At 51.5% G+C, this 15,211-nt stretch carries 12 protein-coding genes and 2 pseudogenes; 4 read left to right on the top strand and 10 right to left on the bottom strand.

Features of this window, described 5'->3' with window-relative positions:
* Positions 1-15 precede the first annotated feature (15 nt).
* Positions 16-675 (top strand): RraA family protein, encoded by a 660-nt coding sequence (locus tag DFR47_RS17815; RefSeq protein ID WP_113945856.1) that lies wholly within the window; start codon positions 16-18, stop codon positions 673-675.
* A gap of 55 nt (positions 676-730) precedes the next feature.
* Here DFR47_RS17815 and DFR47_RS17810 read toward each other — a convergent pair whose 3' ends face one another.
* The 5 genes from DFR47_RS17810 to DFR47_RS17790 all read right to left on the bottom strand — a co-directional run bounded on the left by DFR47_RS17810 (position 731) and on the right by DFR47_RS17790 (position 5,589).
* Complete coding sequence (locus tag DFR47_RS17810) at positions 731-2,335, bottom strand: M20/M25/M40 family metallo-hydrolase (protein ID WP_113945950.1); 1,605 nt, start codon at positions 2,333-2,335, stop codon at positions 731-733.
* 195 nt (positions 2,336-2,530) lie between these two features.
* On the bottom strand, positions 2,531-3,295 hold the full coding sequence (locus DFR47_RS17805) for an amino acid ABC transporter ATP-binding protein (protein WP_113945854.1): 765 nt from the start codon (positions 3,293-3,295) through the stop codon (positions 2,531-2,533).
* Positions 3,292-3,948 (bottom strand): amino acid ABC transporter permease, encoded by a 657-nt coding sequence (locus DFR47_RS17800; protein WP_113945852.1) that lies wholly within the window; start codon positions 3,946-3,948, stop codon positions 3,292-3,294. Before DFR47_RS17800 ends, DFR47_RS17805 begins: the two co-directional genes overlap by 4 nt.
* A gap of 11 nt (positions 3,949-3,959) precedes the next feature.
* Complete coding sequence (locus tag DFR47_RS17795; protein WP_113945850.1) at positions 3,960-4,607, bottom strand: amino acid ABC transporter permease; 648 nt, start codon at positions 4,605-4,607, stop codon at positions 3,960-3,962.
* 205 nt (positions 4,608-4,812) lie between these two features.
* Positions 4,813-5,589 (bottom strand): ABC transporter substrate-binding protein, encoded by a 777-nt coding sequence (locus tag DFR47_RS17790; protein WP_113945848.1) that lies wholly within the window; start codon positions 5,587-5,589, stop codon positions 4,813-4,815.
* Between the two features lie 253 nt (positions 5,590-5,842).
* Here DFR47_RS17790 and DFR47_RS17785 point away from each other — a divergent pair, with 253 nt between their 5' ends.
* Positions 5,843-6,259 (top strand): Lrp/AsnC family transcriptional regulator, encoded by a 417-nt coding sequence (locus DFR47_RS17785; RefSeq protein ID WP_113945846.1) that lies wholly within the window; start codon positions 5,843-5,845, stop codon positions 6,257-6,259.
* A gap of 35 nt (positions 6,260-6,294) precedes the next feature.
* On the opposite strand, the gene DFR47_RS17780 is transcribed toward DFR47_RS17785, so the two are convergent.
* Both DFR47_RS17780 and DFR47_RS17775 read right to left on the bottom strand, forming a co-directional pair.
* Positions 6,295-6,903, bottom strand: a complete 609-nt coding sequence (locus tag DFR47_RS17780; RefSeq protein ID WP_113945843.1) for an FMN-binding negative transcriptional regulator — start codon at positions 6,901-6,903, stop codon at positions 6,295-6,297.
* A gap of 22 nt (positions 6,904-6,925) precedes the next feature.
* The gene (locus tag DFR47_RS17775) at positions 6,926-7,888 is read right to left on the bottom strand and encodes an alpha/beta hydrolase (protein ID WP_113945841.1); all 963 of its coding nucleotides are present in this window, start codon (positions 7,886-7,888) and stop codon (positions 6,926-6,928) included.
* 165 nt (positions 7,889-8,053) lie between these two features.
* Here DFR47_RS17775 and DFR47_RS17770 point away from each other — a divergent pair, with 165 nt between their 5' ends.
* The gene (locus tag DFR47_RS17770) at positions 8,054-8,818 is read left to right on the top strand and encodes an AraC family transcriptional regulator (RefSeq protein WP_113945839.1); all 765 of its coding nucleotides are present in this window, start codon (positions 8,054-8,056) and stop codon (positions 8,816-8,818) included.
* 285 nt (positions 8,819-9,103) lie between these two features.
* Here the strand turns inward: DFR47_RS17770 and DFR47_RS17765 are convergent.
* From DFR47_RS17765 to putA, 3 genes and pseudogenes are all read right to left on the bottom strand, one after another.
* Positions 9,104-10,247: pseudogene (locus DFR47_RS17765) on the bottom strand (IS3 family transposase).
* A gap of 60 nt (positions 10,248-10,307) precedes the next feature.
* Positions 10,308-10,622: pseudogene (locus tag DFR47_RS17760) on the bottom strand (IS6 family transposase); the annotation flags it as partial.
* Between the two features lie 129 nt (positions 10,623-10,751).
* Positions 10,752-14,435 carry a trifunctional transcriptional regulator/proline dehydrogenase/L-glutamate gamma-semialdehyde dehydrogenase gene (gene putA / locus DFR47_RS17755; protein WP_113945835.1) on the bottom strand — a complete coding sequence of 1,228 codons (3,684 nt, stop codon included), beginning with the start codon at positions 14,433-14,435 and terminating at the stop codon, positions 10,752-10,754.
* A 154-nt stretch (positions 14,436-14,589) separates the two neighbouring features.
* On the opposite strand from putA, the gene DFR47_RS17750 reads away from it, so the two are divergent.
* Positions 14,590-15,084 carry an Lrp/AsnC family transcriptional regulator gene (locus DFR47_RS17750; protein ID WP_113945949.1) on the top strand — a complete coding sequence of 165 codons (495 nt, stop codon included), beginning with the start codon at positions 14,590-14,592 and terminating at the stop codon, positions 15,082-15,084.
* Positions 15,085-15,211: the final 127 nt, after the last annotated feature.

Raw genomic sequence — 15,211 nt, 5'->3', positions numbered from 1 at the left:
AAGGAGTATGCCACAATGGCATTTCAAAAATTAAACGCCCCGTTTCCTAAACTCTCCGACGTAGCACTCGATGCATGGCGCGCGATCCCTCCCGCTGTGGCTTCAGACTGTCTGAACCGGACACAAGCGATGAGCGCTGTCATTAAGCCTGTATCAACCGGCATCACACTGTGCGGGCAGGCACGCACCGTCACGGCAATGGCCGGTGATTGCGGCAGTATCTGTGAATTGATCGGTGAAGCACTGTCCGGAGAAATCATCGTCGTTGATGCGGGCGGTGTTGACGATACCGCCGTATGGGGCGGTATCATGACCGCAGAGGCAGCCCATCGCAAACTGGGCGGTGCAGTTGTTTTCGGTGCCATCCGTGATGTCGAAGAAGTGCGCCAGCTACAATTCAATATGTTTTGCAAAGCGGTCGTTCCCCGCGGTCCTCATCATGGTTTCGGTGGTATCATTGATGGTGCAATTTCCATGGCAGGCGCAGTTGTTCGTCCCGGAGATATTGTGCTTGGCAATGATGATGGTGTTGTGATCGTACCTTTGGAACGCGCCGAAGAAACTCTCGCGGCGGCTCAGGCGCATATTATCAAAGAACAGGCGTGGCTCCATGGCATCCGCAGCGGACAAACCATTCAGCAAATGTTCAATATGCAAACATCCCGTCACAAATGAAAAATCTGAAGTGCTTCATATAAATGAAGCACTTCAACTCAGATTTTCATGGATTTTAAGTTGTTTTGAAGACGTTCTTCACGATTTCATTGAGAAATCTTGGCAGAGTATCAAAAGCATAAGGCGCATAAACACGCTCCAGCCGCTGATGATATTCGCGTCCCCAAGGGCCGATATTGACGACCGGATAGGTCAGCGCATCGGATGAGACCTGATCAATAAACTGCAATGCCGGTGTGTTCTCTGAGACAACCTGACTATCCGCAGCATCCGGTTTGTAACCGAAAAAGCTCATATCCGAGATACCGGCAAAGGTATCGCGATATTTGATCGTCGTGGAAAATCTCTGCTCAATCGTCAGGCGTGCCGCATCCAGCGCCGCACTGAATTCGCGTTCTAAGGCAGTTTCATTGCCCATATGCACATGCGGATAAACGAGACTGCCAAAGCCAATAATCACAGTCGGGCCGGTAATACGTGCCTCAACAACCATCCGGTCAACGAGTTCGCGGGTCAAAAGCAGCGGATTGTCATGGACTGACAGTTTCTGCTCCAGTTCCTCGATCCGCTTGAGCGCCGCATCACCGCCGATACGGACAACCTCAGCGCGCAATTCGGCAACTGTCATCACACGGCCTTCATGATCACTTGCCGATTGTTCGGTTCCCAGCAATTTGGCATAGGTTTGTGCATGCGTGTTGAAATGACCAATTGCACGATGCAGTGCATCACCGACAATCGACTGGAAGTGCTGAAACAAAGCGTCCGGTGAGCGCGAATGTGCCAGCCAGTTAAACGCAATCCAGGTGCGCTCAGGTGTCGTTACCTCATAGCCGCCACGGAAATCGCGTGCTTCCAGACAGATTGGCGGAGGCGACACTTCATTACCTTCTGTGTCACTCAAGTCGGCATTGGCTTCCACCGCACGCATAATTTCCGAGGCGATCAAATGCGCGCTGATGCCTTCAAACGGATAACCCGCATGGGATGGCTTGCCGACTACGAAGGCAAACGGCAATTGCTTGCCAATTGTCCCGCGATAAATTGCACGGCCTTCAGAGCCGTTACCCTGATCACTGGTGGCGTCGAGGTTGACGCCCGCAACAATATCCAGATTCCAGCGCTGCATCAGAGCAGGCAAGGCATCACGCAGGCTGCGCATACCGCGCGAGCCGCGCTCCTCATCAGGTGTTACAAACAGCAGCAGATTGCCTTCGCGATCCTGCTTTGTCGCGAAATGTTCAAGCACAGCAATACCCGCTGCGACACCGCTTTTCATATCCAGCATGCCGCGTCCTGGAATAAAATCACCGGACTGGAAATCGCTCAGTGCTTTTGCTTCGTTCGGCGCAAGCGGCCTGCTTGTTAAGTCAGCCAACAAAGCTTCCAGCAAGGCATCCGGCTCAAATGCCAGATGTTTGAGATCACGGTAATTACCGGTTTCAACAACATCATAATGTCCGGCGAAGGCCAGTGCTTTGCGCCCCTTGCCGCGCACTACCGCCACGACATTTTGCGTCATCGGAGAACCGTGGCTGTCAATCACAGCAATATCATCGGGATTGGCCTGAAAATAAGGAATTTTACGCAGCAGTTCGACCAGTTTCGGAGCGAATTCAGCCTCGCCTGCAGTTCCGGTTTCACTCGGCCATCGCACCATTTGGTAGGACAATTGTCGGACGCGCTCTGCAGGCTGCCATGCATTAACTTCAGTTGTATTGAATGATGTCACGGTTTTTCTCAGTCTATAGTTTCCCGTTCCCGTTCTTCATCAAAAACAGGTTGCTCAGGAGATGCGTTAAGGGGGGCGGTCACAGCAACTTCAATTCAGATGCTGTGACCGGTCTGATTTCACTTATTGATTGAGATGTTTTCTCAGGAATGTTCTGGTACGCTCATTCTGCGGATTGGTGAAAATATCCTCAGGCTTGCCCTGCTCCACAACAACGCCCTTATCCATAAACAGAACTTTGTCGGCGACCTCGCTGGCAAAGCGCATTTCATGGGTCACAATGAGCATCGTCATATGCTCTTGCGCCAGTTGCTTCATCACGAGGTTTACCTCTTCCACCAATTCCGGATCGAGCGCCGAGGTGGCTTCATCAAACAGCATGACTTTAGGTTGCATCGCCAATGCACGGGCGATGGCTACGCGCTGTTTCTGCCCGCCGGACAAACGTGACGGATACATCTCTGCTTTGTCGGCAAGGCCGACTTTTTCAAGCAAGGAAACTGCCAGTTCCTGAGCGTCACGCTTGGATTTGCCTTTCAGTTTGATCGGCCCGAGCGTGATGTTATCCATCACATTGAGATGCGGAAATAGATTGAAGTGCTGGAACACCATCCCCATCTGCTGACGCACGAAATTGATATGTTTTTCAAAAGCGCGGCCGCTCAGCGGCTGGTTGACCTGTACGCCATCCAGCAAAATTTCGCCGGAATTCACCGTTTCAAGATGGTTGATGGAGCGCAGCAATGTGCTTTTACCGGAGCCGCTGGGGCCGATAATCGCAATGATCTGGCCACGCTCAACCGAGAGATCAATACCTTTGAGAACTTCCAGTGCGCCATAGGCCTTATGGACATTGCGCACTTCAACCATTGGTTTGCTATCGCTCATCGATAGGCCTCCACTTTCTTTTCCATCCAATGCAGGCCGGCTTCGAGGATGAGATTAAGGATGTAGAACATCACAGCTGCGGTGATGTAGAATTCAAATGGGCTGTAGGTTTCGCTGATCGCCTGCTGGGATGCATGCACCAGTTCGGTAATGCCCAGAACAGAAACAATCGCCGTGTCTTTCAGCAGCGCAATCAGATTATTACCCGCCTGCGGCAAGGCATTACGCACAGCTTGCGGCACAATCACATAGCGCAATGTCTGCACATTGCTAAAGCCGATAGAGCGTGCACCTTCCGTCTGCCCGACATCAACTGTCAGAATAGACGTGCGGAAAATATCGGCATTATAAACCGCGAAGTGCAGTCCCAATCCGATGATCCCTGTCCACAATGCGGGGATGTTAATGCCGACTTGCGACAACCCGTAATAGAGCAAAAACAGCTGTAACAGCAGTGGTGTTCCCATGAACAACCACATAAAGAAACGCAGCGGATAGCGGATCACTGCGGGCGCATAAAGCACCAGCAAAGCAAAAAGAATACCGCCTATAAAGCTGACAATCCCCGCCGATACTGCAATTATCAGCGTCCAGTAAAATCCGGTCAGCAATAATTCCGTATAGGGCGGGACGATGGAGAAATCGAGTTCCATGAGATCACCCTTTATTTAAGCGCAAAGCGGGCTTCAGCGTAATCGACAAAGCGCGAAATAACATAAATCAGCACCATGTAGATTGCCGCAGCAACACCGAAAATTTCAAAAGGACGATAGGTCGAGCCAATAAAACGCTGTGCGGTATAGGTCAGCTCCACCACGGAAATGGCAGAAACAAGGGCAGAGCCTTTAACCAGCATAATCGTGTTAACGCCAATAGAGCGGATCATCAGGCGACCAGCCTGTGGCAGTACAATATAGAACATTGCCTGTTCGCGGCTGAAACCGATAGAGCGCGCTGCCTCTGCCTGTCCGCCATCAACAGTCAGGATGGCACCACGCATGGCCTCAGCCATATAGGCCGCAATATTGAGCCCGAGGCCGATCGCACCGGCAACAAACGGGTCGAAGTTCAACCCGATCTGTGGCCCGCCGAAATACAAGACGAATAATTGCAGCAGACAAGGCGTGCCGCGAAACACACTGACATAGGCAATGCCCAGATAACGAACCGGCCAGAAACGGGACAGTTTGGCAGCGGTTACAATCGCACCGACGGTAATACCGATGAGAAATGCCCATGCTGAAATATGAATAGTAACAATAGCGGCATTCACGAAAAACGGGAACACTTCCGCCATCAAAGAGAAATCCATCGATCCCCCAATCTCTTTAATCGCGCATCATTAAAATGGTGCGGCATAGCTATATTCATGAAATATCTGTTTCAGAAACGGCGATGCAAATCTGAAAAATCCAATATTTTCAAAACAAAAGCCGGAGTGTCAGAGCATGTCGCAGTTCAATGAACCTATTGGATGCAACACGCTTCAAAACAGAACTCCGGCCTGAATTATGCGATTAGCGAATGTCGCGGCCAACCCATTTCATCGAGATTTTCTCGTAGGTGCCGTCGGCTTTCATATCATCTAGTGCTTTGTCGAGAGCAGCTTTGAGCTCAGGATTGTTTTTGCGGATCGCAATGCCAACATTGTCCGAGCCCTGCAGTTCCGGCGTATCGAGCTGGCGAACCTTTTCATTACCGTTTTTGATCGCGATCAGTACAGGAATATCATCGGTTGCAATACCGTCTACACGACCGGCGCGCAGTTCTAGCAGCAGTTCCGGGATGCCTTTATAGGTACGGATTGTCCAGCCGCCTTTTTCGCGCGCCCATTTGTCACTGGTTTCACCAAGAATGATACCGAGTGTTTTGGTCTGCAACTCTTCGAGAGTTTTAATCGGTGACGATTCAGCCACAAATACGCCGCGTCCGCCGCGATAATAAGGGCCTGCAAAATCAACGGCTTTTTCGCGCTCAGGTGTAATGCTCATGCTGCCGATAACAGTGTCGAATTTGCCTGCGCGAAGACCTGCAATAATACCGTCAAAAGCTGTGGTGATGATCACCGGCTTAACGCCAAGACGCTTGGCAAGCTCGTTGCTGATATCCACGTCGAAGCCGACAACTTCATTTTTGTCATCAACAAAGCTGAATGGCGCAAACACACCGCTCATGGCAACGCGCAGTTCACCGCTTTGCTTGATCTTATCCAGATCATCAGCCTGTGCAGCCGGTGTCAAAGCCAGAAATGCACCGATGCCGGCAGCGATTACAGAAGATAAAAACGTTTTCATAAATTCCCCATTTTTTAAAAACCGGCAAAGTTGCGATAACAGGCTTGCCCTGACCTGATAAATTTTGCTGATAGTTCGATAATTTATCCGGATATTCCCTTGGCCGTTTTTAGGTCAGAAACTTATCCGGTTTTCTTGTTAGCACCACGCTATCGAACCATGCGATCAGCGAAAACGTCAATTATGTATAGAATAACGCATTATTTTGCGTTTATACTCAGCAGATTGTTTAAATAGTCAGTCAGCAGGTATTATGGACGATCTGGATCAGCGCCTCATTTCTGAATTGCGTATCAATGCCCGCGCCTCTATTCCGACCCTCGCCAGTATTCTCGGCGTCGCTCGCGGAACCGTACAAAGCCGGATGGAGCGCCTGATTGCCTCGGGTATGATTGCCGGTTTCACCGTTCGTCTTAAAGATCATGGTCCGACGGATATGATCAGAGGGATTATGATGGTTGAGCTGACCGGCAGGAACATTAAAAACGTCATTGCTAGCCTGCGCAAAAACCCCGGCTTTGCCGCACTGAACATCACCAATGGCAGCTGGGATCTGATCGCCGAGATCGAAGTTCCCAACATGAACGAGTTTCATCGTCTGGTAACCACGGTGCGTGCGATGGAAGGCGTTGCCAAAACCGAAACGCATTTGTTTCTTGGACCTGCATAAATCCGTTAAAGTGTGTTTTCGTGCGCCCGCTACAGTCATTGACGGCCTCGCATACGGATCATCCATTCGCGCAAAGGCTCATTGCTGTGCTGGTTCAAGATATTTTCAAAAACCACGTCACTCTCATCCTGCCCGAGCTTGAAACGACCGGAAACAGAACGGATTTGTGCGCGGAAGCCCATGACACCACTGCGTAATTTTTCATAACGGGCACCGAGAGCCGACAGGTTCCACGGTTCTTGCTGATTGCGCTCCATATGCGCAACGACACGCTCTAAAGCCTCATCAGTCAGAGCATCATCAAAATACACGTCCGCAATAATGCGCACTGTCGCAAAATTCCATGTCGGCGCCCAGTCGCTTTTACCGGCATGGGACGGCGACACATAATCATTGGGGCCGTGAAAGCTGAAAACCGCACGCGGTTGCTCTTTCAAGACCGCATAATGCGGGTTCCTTAACGGGAAATGCCCGAGCAGACTAACCGGCTGACCATCCGCATCCAGATCCAAGAGCATAGGCATTTCACTGACAGAGATATCTGCACAGTCCGTAACACCGGCACTGATAATGGACGCCATTGGATAATCCGCAATCAGATCGCAGATATCTGCAAGTGTCCATTTTGAAAAATAATCGGCCATTGGTCAGTTACTCTGTTGGATTTTATGCTTGATTGAAAAGGCGTTTTAGCCAGTCTGAGGCATCACTAAGCGCCTGATCAGCCAGTCCGGATATTGATACAGCTTCCAGAAAACTATGGGTCGCGCCCGCATAGACAACACTGGTCGTATCAACACCCGCTGCCTTCAATTTATCCGCCAGCGCGTAGTTTTCATCGGCAAGCACATCGCAAGGCGCAATACATAAGAATGCAGGCGGCAGACCGGCTAAATCAGCATGGATTGGTCGTGCCAGCGGCGCTGTTTCTATCGGCTGGTTGCCGAGATAATCCTGCCAGAAGCCAACCATTTCCTGAGATGTGAGCATATAATTAGCGCCGTCAAACCGGTCATAGGAAGGCCGGTGCGCGGTATCATAAGCACCATAACTCAGGATCATCGCATCTAATGGCGTACCCCGATCGCGCATCGCTATGCATATGGCCAGAGACATATTCGCGCCAACAGAATCCCCGCCGATTGCGAGGCGGTCAACATTCAGACCATATTGCTCGCCATAGGTTTTAAGCCAGTCAATAGTGGCAGAAATCTCGTTCAGCGCTGTCGGATAACGGTTTTCCGGCGACAGGCTATAATCAATACCAACAACATCCAGACCACTGCGCGCCGCATATTCGCGCATCAGACGGTCATGCGTATCCATACTGAAAATAACCCAGCCGCCGCCGTGAATATAAAGCAACGTCCCCTTTGCCCGTTCCGCACCATTTTTATGAATACGGATGCGTACGCCCAGTGTTTCCGGCACCACGTCCTGCGTGCTGTGCATCGCAGGGCCACCCTGAACCCAAGGTTCGCGCACCTTTTCTGCAGTCAGACGGCGCTGCGGGATACTGGCAGGATCGTCGCCGGCGAAGCGGTTGTAGTCCTGTGAGGTAATCCGGATGAATTCCCGAATATCCGGATCAATATCCGTGCCGTCACCCGATTGATTATTGGCCAGCATACCAATTTCCCATACATTATAAAATTATTATAGGACAACCATCGGCAATCGGCAGTAATGCTTCTATCGAAAAAGGGCCAAAAAATATGTATCTCGGGCAAAGCGCTCGTTTTTAAGCCAGATTTGTGCTTGTTTGACATTCTGTCTGACGGATATGTGTCACAAATGAAGCATTCGAGCGATTTAAAAAATAATGGTTGTCCGGTCATCGGCCTGTCGGATGAATATAGCGCCGGTTTTACCGATACGTGGCACAGCCATGAGCGCCCGCAACTGCTCTACGCTATTACCGGTGTGATGTCTGTTTCCACCACTGCTGCACAATATACCGTGCCGCCGCAACGCGCATTGCTGATACCGGCGGGAATGGGACATGAGGTTTCCTGTCGCGACAGTGTTGCTCTGCGCACACTTTACTTCGAGAACAGCGCGGAATTGCCGGACGGCTGTATCCTGATGGAAATATCCGAGTTCCTGCGTGCATTAATTGTCGAAGTCGTATCCTTTGACCGCAGCCAACCTGCAAGCGAACGCGATATGAAGATTGCGGAGCTGCTGATCACTGAGCTCAAAGCCATGCCCGCCGCGCCTTACAGTGTATCAATGCCGTCTGATCCGCGCTTGTTGCGGGTCTGCAAGGCTATTAGCGAAGACCCGTCCGATCCGCGCGATCTGGATGCATGGGCGTCTTATGCGGCGATGGGACGGCGAACCTTCACACGGATGTTTCGTGAGCAAACCGGCATGAGCCTGACTACATGGAAGCAACAAATCCGCCTGATGGAAGCACTGTCCCTACTGGATAGCGGGCATAGTGTGACTGATATTGCTTTCCGGCTCGGCTATGAAAGCGTCAGTGCATTTATCGCAATGTTTCGCAAGTTTTTCGGCACATCACCGACCCGTTACGGCCGGAAAGACACAAAATAAAGACCGCGTGGGCTTAATCGGCGATAAAGAAAATCAATGGCGGAGACGATCCCATCGATAGATGGGACGGAAGTTATGTATTATAGGTGAAGATCAGATTGAGCGTAGTTATGTCTATAGTATTGTTTTGAGTAAATTTTATGCACGCGATTGCCCGCCACATATCTTTAGCAATATCTAGAACAGTTGACGGTGCCAGAATAAGATGCATTGTAGATGACGTGCAGGTTTACCGCGCTTCATAACCCGCTCACCTCGACGTATCGGCTAATGTCTCTGGCTTGACTACAATTTACGAATAAATCGCTTAGCATTCCTAGTGTTGCGGCGTTTCCGCATGTGGACTAAACACAAAGCCATTGGGGCTGGGATAGTCGAGTGTCGCCACTTAGAATTGTAGAAGCGTTCAATGTTATCGAACACATCCGCTTTGGCATCATTCCACGTTCGATACACCTTTCCTGTTGTTTTCAACGATGAGAAGAAGCTTTCTCCATTGCAGCATTGTCCCGGACGTTTCCAGATCGGCTCATTGAGCATGTAATTCCGTGATCTCCTATGAGACGCTGGAACTGCTCGCTCGTATATTGGCTTCCTTGATCAAAATGATGCAGGAGTGCATCTGATTTCCCCGACGCCAGAACGCCATGATCAGCGCATCAGTAACGAGCTGAGCCGTCATATTGGCATTCATTGACCAGCCAACGACACGGAGTGAGAGCAGATCGATGACTACTGCGACATACAACCAGCCTTCTGCTGTCCAAATATAGGTGAAGTCGGCTACCCATTTCTGGTTCGGACGATTTGCCGTGAACTGGTGGTTCAGCACATTTGGTATGATGAAAACATGATTCACCGATATCTTTTGGCAACCACGCCGCCTCGGCCTGGCTCTCAGCGCATTCAAGCGCAACAGCCGCTCGATACGATGAAGACCACAGCACACCCCTTCCACCAGAACATCGTGCCGGACTCGTCTGGCACCATAAGTACGGTCACTGGACTGAAAACTCTGCTTGATCCTTTCCAGCAGCACTCCATCATAGCGTGCACGTTTACTTGAAGAACAATTGAACCACGCGTGAAAGCCTGAACGAGAAACTCCTAATATTTTGCACAACCCTGCCACCGGTCAGATCGAGCGGTGCTTTGCAATAAACGCGAACTTCATATCGCGTCTCTGGCAAAGTAGGCTGCGGTGTTCCGCCGGGTAATCGATTCACCTGCTTGATTACTAATCCGGCTTCATATGCCCTTTTCCAGAAAAGGACTGGCTTGAATCGTCGTCGTATTCCCTAATCCATTTGCGCAAGACACTCACGTAGACGTCCAGATCGCGTGCTGCCTGAGCAAGTGTAACCCCACGCTCTTTAACCAGATTAACTGCCGTAAGCTTATACTCGCGGCTGAATATTCTTCTCTGTATTCATATTCTTCGCTTCAGGAGGAGTATCTTAACTCACTGTATATGAAACCGGCAGCAGGCCAGCTCATCACCTTCCGCATCAATTACTCGCCAGAGCCAGAGCGTTCTCCCGGCAATCGTAATGGCGACCTCATCCATATCCAATTGATCATTCGATCTTGGCCAGTTTTTGCGAATACAATGAGCAAAATGGCAGCCAAAGCGATTGATCCAGAGGCGGACAGTTTCCCTGCGGACGATCACGGCATGCTCAGCCAGCAGATCCTCCACATCGGCCGCACTGAGCACAAACCAGTGATAGGCCCATACTGTATAAGAGACAATCTCACGCGAAACGCCCCCCTTCAACCAGGGAAAAGAACTCGGTGATTTCACGCCACATCGATACCGGAAACTCCAAGCTTATCTCACTTGGCAACCCCCGCCTGACAATTCATCCGCTTTCATACACAAATGAAAAAGGCGGCCTGTAGGCCGCCTTTCAAATGCATATTACAAGTATAATCAGCCGATTGCCATCAGGCTGGCGTTACCGCCTGCCGCTGTGGTGTTGATCGAAGTCGAGACTTCTTCCAGCAACCAGTTAAGGCAATAGGCTTCTACATTGTTAGCCAGCTCTTCCGAAGATGCGGCCTGTGTCAGAACCAATGGTCCCGGCAGTCCTGCGATCTTTTGATTGACCTCAACGATACGGGCACTGTCACCTTCAACCAGCGCACCGGCAAATGGCGCATCCGCCTGCCAGTCCTTCGACCAGACCAAACGCGATGCAACGCTTGCTGGCAGATCCTTCAACACTGAGCGCAGACCTGATGTCTCATCAATGACCACACTGTTGCCGGTAGCAAGTGCGGCGGTCAGCTGGCGATAAAGACCGGTTTCAGTCTGTGGTACCAGAAGGATGCGACCACGCGCATGCAAAGCATAGACGTTGCGTTCACCAACAGGACCAGCCAGTTCAAGATTGAGGCCGAGCGCCGAGGCACTGCCGGTTTCACGCGCTGCCTGTGCCAGATCGTTCATGCCACGAAGACCAAGCCACTTGGCAAATTCGGTCAGTGCTGTATCGCTGTGAACCGACGAATGGCGCGGCGGGATCGGTGCCGTTTCAACCAGACGACCCAGATAGAGCGGTCCGCCAGCCTTTGGACCCGTACCCGACAGACCACGACCGCCAAATGGCTGCACGCCAACCACAGCGCCAATAACGTTGCGGTTGATGTAGAGATTGCCAACGCGGATACGATCCGCAACATGGGCAATCGTTTCATCAAGGCGCGTATGCAGACCAAAGGTCAGACCATAACCGGTCGCATTAATATCATCGATCAGACGATCCATGTCGGCACGTTTGTAGCGCACTACATGCAGAACCGGACCGAAGACTTCACGTTTGAGATCACTCAAGCTGTCGATTTCGATAATCGTCGGTGCAACGAAAGTACCGTTCTGCGCTCCATCGCCGAGCGGCAGTTGCTCGACCTTGCGACCGATATTACGCATACCTTCGATGTGCTTTTCGATGATATCCTTGGCTTCTTCAGTGATGACCGGCCCGATATCCACTTTCAGCTCGTCGGTGCGACCAATGGAAAGCTCTTTGAGCGCGCCCTTGAGCATGGTGAGAATGCGGTCAGCAACATCTTCCTGCAAGCATAGAACACGCAGAGCCGAGCAACGCTGACCAGCACTGTCAAAAGCCGAAGCGATAACGTCGAACACAACCTGCTCAGCCAGTGCCGAGGAGTCGACGATCATGGCGTTCTGGCCGCCGGTTTCGGCGATCAGCGGGATCGGCTTGCCATTTGGCAGCAGGCGCGAAGCAAGCTGCGCCTGAATGAGACGTGCCACTTCGGTCGAACCGGTAAACATCACGCCACAGGTTTCCGAAGCTGCAACAAGAGCCGCACCCACGCGACCATCACCCGGAAGCAGTTGCAGCGCATCTGCCGGAATACCGGCTTCATGCAGAATACGGATGCCCTGCGCGGCAATCAACGGGGTTTCTTCGGCAGGCTTTGCCAGAACCGGATTGCCGGCAACGAGAGCTGCCGCGATCTGACCGGCAAAAATAGCCAGCGGGAAGTTCCAAGGGCTGATGCAGACAATCGGGCCAAGCGGTTTATGTCCGACGCCCAATGTGCGGCGGGTCTGCTCTGCATAATAACGCAGGAAATCGATGGCTTCACGCACTTCAGCGATAGCGTTTGGCATGGACTTACCAGCTTCACGCATGATCAGACCAAGCAAAGCGGGCATATCGCGCTGCATGATATCGGCGGCGCGTTCAAGGCAGGTAGCGCGTTCTGCAGGCGAAACCGCTGACCATGTTGCAGTCGCTTTGTTTGCAATCTGCATGGCCTTGGCAACATCGGCTTCCGATGCTTCAATGACTGAGCCCACAACATCATTATGATCGCCGGGGTTGAGAACCGGACGACCTGCACCTGATGGCTTATGACCTGCAATCTTCGGCTCGGAAGTCCATGCGCGCGAAGCGGTTTCTTTCAAAACCTTGCTCAGTTCAGCCAGTGTCACTTCATTGGACAGATCGAAGCCAGCCGAATTCTGACGAGCGCCATAAAGGCCTTCCGGCAGCGCAATCTGGTCATGACGCGCACCAACAACGGCCATGGAACGCACGACTTCTGCCGGATCAGCAATCAGATCATCGATGGAAACACTCTTGTCGCCAATGCGATTGACGAAAGAGGAGTTTGCGCCGTTTTCGAGGAGACGGCGAACGAGGTATGCTAGCAGCGTTTCATGCGTACCAACCGGCGCATAAATACGAGCCGGACGACCCAGCTTCGACGGGCCGACAACTTCATCATAAAGCGGCTCACCCATGCCGTGCAGGCACTGGAATTCATACTTGCCTGTTTTGAAATCAGTGCCTGCAAGATGATAAATAGTTGCAAGCGTCTGTGCATTATGGGTTGCGAATTGCGGGAATATCACATCGGTCGCAGCCAACAGTTTGCGGGCACAAGCGATGTAGGAAACGTCGGTGTGAACCTTGCGGGTGTAAACCGGGAAATCTTCCAGACCATCAACCTGCGCACGTTTGATTTCAGCATCCCAGTAAGCGCCCTTGACGAGGCGAACCATGACGCGACGATTGTTGCGGCGGGCAAGATCGATAATGAAATCAAGCACAAACGGGCAGCGCTTGCCATAGGCCTGCACAACAAAGCCCATGCCTTCCCAGTCTGCGAGATCAGGGTCTTCGCAAAGGCCCTGTAACAGGTCGAGCGACAGCTCCAGACGATCAGCTTCTTCGGCATCGATGTTCAGGCCGATATTGTATTTCTTCGAAAGCGCAGCAAGCGCCTTCACCTTTGGCAGAAGCTCGTCCATAACGCGCGCGCTCTGAGCACGAACATACCGTGGGTGCAGCGCGGAAAGCTTGATGGAAATGCCGGGACCGTCATAGATGCCACGACCTGCCGATGCACGGCCAATGGCATGAATCGCAGTTTCGTAGTCCTTGTAATAGCGTTCGGCATCAGCAGCGGTGGTCGCAGCTTCACCCAGCATATCGTAGGAATAGCGGAAGCCGCGCTCTTCAAGTGACTTGGCGCGCTTCAGCGCTTCATCAATGGTTTCGCCGGTGACAAATTGCTCACCCATCATACGCATTGCCATATCGACGCCGCGACGGATAACCGGTTCGCCGCAACGGGCGATCAGACGGGTCAGTGCAGCCGAAAGGCCGCGATCATTGACAGTACCGGTCAGTTTGCCGGTAACGACGAGGCCCCACGTGGCCGCATTGACGAACAGCGAGCGACCGCCGCCCACGTGAGATTTCCAGTCACCATTAGAAACTTTATCGCGGATCAGCGCATCACGTGTTGCAGTATCCGGAATACGCAACAGAGCTTCGGCAAGGCACATCAGTGCCACACCTTCCTGGCTCGACAGTGAATATTCATGCACCAGACCTTCGACGCCCGTGCCTTTGTGCTTGGCACGCAAGGCTTCTATCAGCTTTTGTGCGGTCGCACGGATCTGTTTGCGCGTATCTTCTGGCAAGGTTGCCTGTTCGACCAAAGCCGTCACACATTCCTGCTCGGAACGGCGATAGGCGGCAGTGATAATCTGGCGAAGTTCGCTTTGTTCGCGCACTGGCGGTGCAAAGCTTTCAAAAACGGGAACCTTGGGGGCAGAAGACATGTCGTTCATGGATATGGCTCTCAAAAAAACTACACCGGATTTGTCCGAATGCGATCATTTAAATTGTATGCACATTACCATTGGTATAAATACCATTCTGCCTTCATTTGACAAAATTTTAGGCAATATAATCTTATTATTGAAGCATTATAAGGCTGTTCGCATGCGAAAAATTGAATCTGTAGACGATTTGGATCAGTTTGATCGCCGCATCCTCGAAGTTCTGAGTGAAGACGGGCGAATTGCCGTTACAGAGCTGTCGAAAAAAGTCGGTCTTTCTAAGACGCCCTGTCAGGCAAGACTGAAAAGGCTCGTCGATGAAGGTTATATTCTGGGCTTTCGCGCTGCCATTGATCCCGAAAAGCTCGGCTTTGATCATATTGCTTTTACGACCGTCAAATTGTCTGACACGCGCGAATCTGCGTTGCAGGCCTTTAACATTGCCGTGCGCAAGATTCGCGAAGTTGAAGAATGTCATATGATTGCAAGCTCTTTCGACTATCTCCTCAAGGTACGCACTTCCAATATACGGCGCTATCGCGAGGTATTGGGAGAAAAAATTTCCAGTCTCCCCAATGTAGCAAGTACCTCGACATTCGTGGTGATGGAATCTGTGAAAGATAATCGCCCGGTGAGGGTCTATCCGGGCGCCTTATAAGTGTGAATAGTCAGCGGAGAACGATCGTGTCGCAAAATTTTCACTTCTGTTGAGCTATGCCACCCTTGATGTACGCGATTGATTGAGGTGTGAAGAGATGACGGGCGTTTTCAAGGGGGGCTCATTT

The organism is Pseudochrobactrum asaccharolyticum (genome assembly GCF_003314995.1).
GTDB classification, from domain to species: Bacteria; Pseudomonadota; Alphaproteobacteria; order Rhizobiales; family Rhizobiaceae; genus Pseudochrobactrum; species Pseudochrobactrum asaccharolyticum.
Note: the sequence above shows the minus strand (reverse complement) of the source record. Positions and strands in the feature narration are given on the sequence as shown.

Coding starts and splice junctions, on each gene's coding strand:
- DFR47_RS17815 (WP_113945856.1), top strand. CDS start 16: ATGGCATTTCAAAAATTAAACGCCCCGTTTCCTAAACTCTCCGACGTA.
- DFR47_RS17810 (WP_113945950.1), bottom strand. CDS start 2,335: ATGGTGCGATGGCCGAGTGAAACCGGAACTGCAGGCGAGGCTGAATTC.
- DFR47_RS17805 (WP_113945854.1), bottom strand. CDS start 3,295: ATGAGCGATAGCAAACCAATGGTTGAAGTGCGCAATGTCCATAAGGCC.
- DFR47_RS17800 (WP_113945852.1), bottom strand. CDS start 3,948: ATGGAACTCGATTTCTCCATCGTCCCGCCCTATACGGAATTATTGCTG.
- DFR47_RS17795 (WP_113945850.1), bottom strand. CDS start 4,607: ATGGATTTCTCTTTGATGGCGGAAGTGTTCCCGTTTTTCGTGAATGCC.
- DFR47_RS17790 (WP_113945848.1), bottom strand. CDS start 5,589: ATGAAAACGTTTTTATCTTCTGTAATCGCTGCCGGCATCGGTGCATTT.
- DFR47_RS17785 (WP_113945846.1), top strand. CDS start 5,843: ATGGACGATCTGGATCAGCGCCTCATTTCTGAATTGCGTATCAATGCC.
- DFR47_RS17780 (WP_113945843.1), bottom strand. CDS start 6,903: ATGGCCGATTATTTTTCAAAATGGACACTTGCAGATATCTGCGATCTG.
- DFR47_RS17775 (WP_113945841.1), bottom strand. CDS start 7,888: ATGCTGGCCAATAATCAATCGGGTGACGGCACGGATATTGATCCGGAT.
- DFR47_RS17770 (WP_113945839.1), top strand. CDS start 8,054: ATGAAGCATTCGAGCGATTTAAAAAATAATGGTTGTCCGGTCATCGGC.
- putA (WP_113945835.1), bottom strand. CDS start 14,435: ATGAACGACATGTCTTCTGCCCCCAAGGTTCCCGTTTTTGAAAGCTTT.
- DFR47_RS17750 (WP_113945949.1), top strand. CDS start 14,590: ATGCGAAAAATTGAATCTGTAGACGATTTGGATCAGTTTGATCGCCGC.